The sequence below is a fragment of the Streptomyces sp. NPDC054840 genome, from assembly GCF_053611065.1.
The window spans coordinates 1-3,196 of record NZ_JBSGZP010000775.1; the positions used below are offsets into that span (position 1 = coordinate 1).

3 protein-coding genes are annotated in these 3,196 nt (G+C 70.0%); 1 reads left to right on the forward strand and 2 read right to left on the reverse strand.

The features are described 5' to 3' along the window. Positions 1-81 precede the first annotated feature (81 nt). Both ACWGIU_RS33810 and coaA read right to left on the reverse strand, forming a co-directional pair. On the reverse strand, positions 82-1,056 hold the full coding sequence (locus ACWGIU_RS33810; protein ID WP_453711925.1) for a DUF389 domain-containing protein: 975 nt from the start codon (positions 1,054-1,056) through the stop codon (positions 82-84). A gap of 23 nt (positions 1,057-1,079) precedes the next feature. Beyond that, positions 1,080-2,129 carry a type I pantothenate kinase gene (coaA, locus tag ACWGIU_RS33815; protein ID WP_453711926.1) on the reverse strand — a complete coding sequence of 350 codons (1,050 nt, stop codon included), beginning with the start codon at positions 2,127-2,129 and terminating at the stop codon, positions 1,080-1,082. A gap of 302 nt (positions 2,130-2,431) precedes the next feature. Here coaA and ACWGIU_RS33820 point away from each other — a divergent pair. Further along, positions 2,432-3,196, forward strand: a 765-nt coding sequence (locus ACWGIU_RS33820; protein WP_453711927.1) for a hypothetical protein, incomplete at its 3' end; no start/stop codon positions are given.

Consider the following 3,196-nt stretch of genomic DNA (forward strand, 5'->3'; position numbering starts at 1 on the left):
CAGTACACGGGCGCCCCTCCGCCTTGCGATGCACGGCACCGGACAACGCGGGCCCGACCGACAAGATCCGAAAGAGACGACCTAGGCCGGCCTGCTGCCCGGCCCCCGTGGCGCACCCGGCTTCCGGATCATCCGGCTCTGCTGGGTGCGCCACAGCAGTTTCCAGCAGATGAGGGTGAGCGTGCCCGCGAGGATGATGCCGCCCAGGTTGAGCGCCAGCTGGATGCCCGAGCCCCACATCTGGCCGAGGTCGCCGTAGCTGAGCGCCACCGCGGCGTTGGCGCCCGCCGGGACGGTGGTGACGGAGATCGCGACGCCGACCAGCGCACCGGCCTTCGCCGAGGTCAGCGACAGCATGCCGGCCACGCCGGCGAGCAGCGCCACGACGAAGGAGAACGGGTCGGGCTGCCAGATGAAGCTGGTGTTCGGCCGCGGGTCGTCGAGCATTCCCTCGTGGAACAGGCCGAGCGCGTTCATCATCAGGCTGAAGACCGTCGTCGCCACCATCGCCGCCGTGAAGCCGACCACCAGCGCGAAGAACGAACGCCCGGCGAGCCTCGGACGGCGCTGCACCAGGCCGGTGCAGACGCCGGCGAGCGGGCCGAACTCCGGGCCGACCGCCATGGCCCCCACGATCAGGATCGCGTTGTCCAGGACCACACCGCAGGCCGCGATCATCGTGGCGATGATCATGAATGCGGCGTAGGTGATCGTGAGGGTGGACTCCTCGTGCGTCGACTCGGCGAGCTGTTCCCAGACCACCGCGTCGGCTGCCTCGCCCGGCGCCTCGTGCTCCGCGTCGTCGGCGCGCGTGGAGATGGACAGGTCGATGTTCTCCACGGCGATCGAACCGGTCCGGTCGATGCCGAGCGAGCGCATCTCCTGGAGCAGCTCGTCGGCCGCCTCGCGGGCGACGTCGCACAGCACGAGATCGCCCTCGGGGTCGCGGGCGGCGCCCGTGAGGACGACCAGATGAGTGGTGCCGACCGTCTTTTCGACCAGGTCCACCACCTGCTCGGTGAGGTGGTGCGGGGTGATCATCCGCAGATGCAGCATTCCCGCACCCTAGCGACTGCCGACTAGAGCTTGCGCAGGCTCAGCTTCTGCACCTTGTGGTCCGGTCCCTTACGGACGACGAGGGTGGCCCGGCCACGGGTGGGCGCCACGTTCTCCAGCAGGTTGGGCCGGTTGATCGTCCGCCACATCGTCTGCGCGTACTCCATGGCCTCCTCCTCGGAGACCTGGGTGTACTTGCGGAAGTAGGAAAAAGGATTCTGGAACGCGGTCGCGCGCAGCTTCCGGAAGCGGTTCAGGTACCAGCGCTCGATGTCCTCGGGGCGCGCGTCCACGTACACACTGAAGTCGAAGTAGTCGGCGAGGGCGACGCGCGTACGGCCGTCCGTGCCGGGGAGGGCCGGCTGCAGCACGTTGAGGCCCTCGACGATGAGGATGTCCGGGCGGCGGACGACGAGTTCCTCGCCGGGGACGATGTCGTAGATCAGGTGCGAGTAGACCGGGGCCCGGACCTCGTCCTTGCCCGCCTTGATGTCGGCGACGAAACGGGTGAGCGCGCGGCGGTCGTAGGACTCCGGGAAACCCTTGCGGGAGGTCAGCCCACGCCGCTGGAGCTCCTTCATGGGGTACAGGAAGCCGTCGGTGGTGACGAGCTCCACGCGCGGGTGCTCGGGCCAGCGGGCCAGCAGGGCCTGCAGCAGGCGGGCCACGGTGGACTTGCCGACGGCGACCGAACCGGCGACCCCTATGACGAAGGGGGTGCCCTGCTGGGCGCCGTGCCCGTTGCCCGCGTCACCGAGGAAGGTGTTGAGGGTGCCGCGCAGGTTGCTGGTGGCGCCCACGTAGAGGTTGAGGAGCCGGGACAGCGGCAGGTACACGTCGCGGACCTCGTCGAGGTCGATGACGTCGCCGAGGCCGCGCAGCCGCTCCACCTCGTCGGCGGTCAGCGGCAGCGGGGTCCGCTCCCGCAGGGCGCTCCACTCGGCGCGGGTGAGGTCGACGTAGGGCGAGGCCTCGGGGCCCCGGCGGTGTCCGGAGCGTGGGGGGTGCCCGTCCCGGCCGGTGCGCTCCGTTGCGTTGTCCGGCGTGTTGCTTCGTGGCGGCGAAGTGATCACACCGCCATTGTCGGGGCTGCGGGGCGGTTGTGGGTGGTGTGGTCGGTCACGTGTGCAACGGGGCGCGGGGGTGGATACCGGGCGGCGCCGGGCCGTATCCGGTGTGGTTGCACGCCGAGTGGTTTCGGTTGGAAATGCTTGGGGTCTCGCCTGGGTCACGATTGGCGGCGGTGCGGCGCCCGGACGCACGGGGTGATCATCCGCCCCGTACATTGTGATCACCGCAGTCATGCCCAGGCCCCGCTTCGGGGGCGCGGTTCCGGCTGCCCTGTCGCTTACGTATTCCATGGGGGAGATTTCTCGTGCGTACCGCCCTTGTCCGTCGTACCGTCCTGGCCGCGTCCGCGGTGTCCCTGACCCTTCTTGTCACCGCCTGCGGCGCAGACAAGAAGGACGACACCAAGGTGGACGCCAAGCCGTCCGGGGCGTCCTCCGCTCCCGCCGCGGCCAAGGGCAAGACGGACGCCGAGCTGGCGTCCCTCCTGCTGACCCAGGCCGAGGCCCCCAAGGACAGCGTCGTCAAGGCGCCCTCCGCGGACCAGCTCAAGACCCTCGCGGCCACCACCGACAAGGCCGAGTGCAAGCCGCTCGGCCAGGCCGCGTCGATGGAGCCCCAGGGCACCTCCACCGGTGTGGCCCGCACCCAGGTCGGTGGCACCTCCGGCAAGGCCGCCGACCCCAACGCCTCGGAGGCGGACAAGCTGAAGGCCGGCTTGGAGATGCTCGCCGGCGCCACCGGCACCTCGGTGACCCTGACCTCCTACGACGGCAAGGGCGCCGAGGAGGCGTTCGCCGCCTTCAAGAAGGCGGGCACCGCCTGCGCGGGCGGGTACACGATGACGCAGGACGGCGAGGCCCTCAAGGTCAACAAGGTCGTCGCGGGTGACGCCGTCACGGCCGGCGACGAGTCCGTCTCCTTCCTGGCGGACTTCGGTGACGCCGAGATGCCGATGGCCGGCCAGGTGGTCATGGTGCGCAAGGGCAACACCCTCGCCACGTTCTCGGTGCAGAACATGGGCGGCAAGCCGGTGCTCCCGAAGGACGTCGTCGACGCGCAGGTCAAGAAG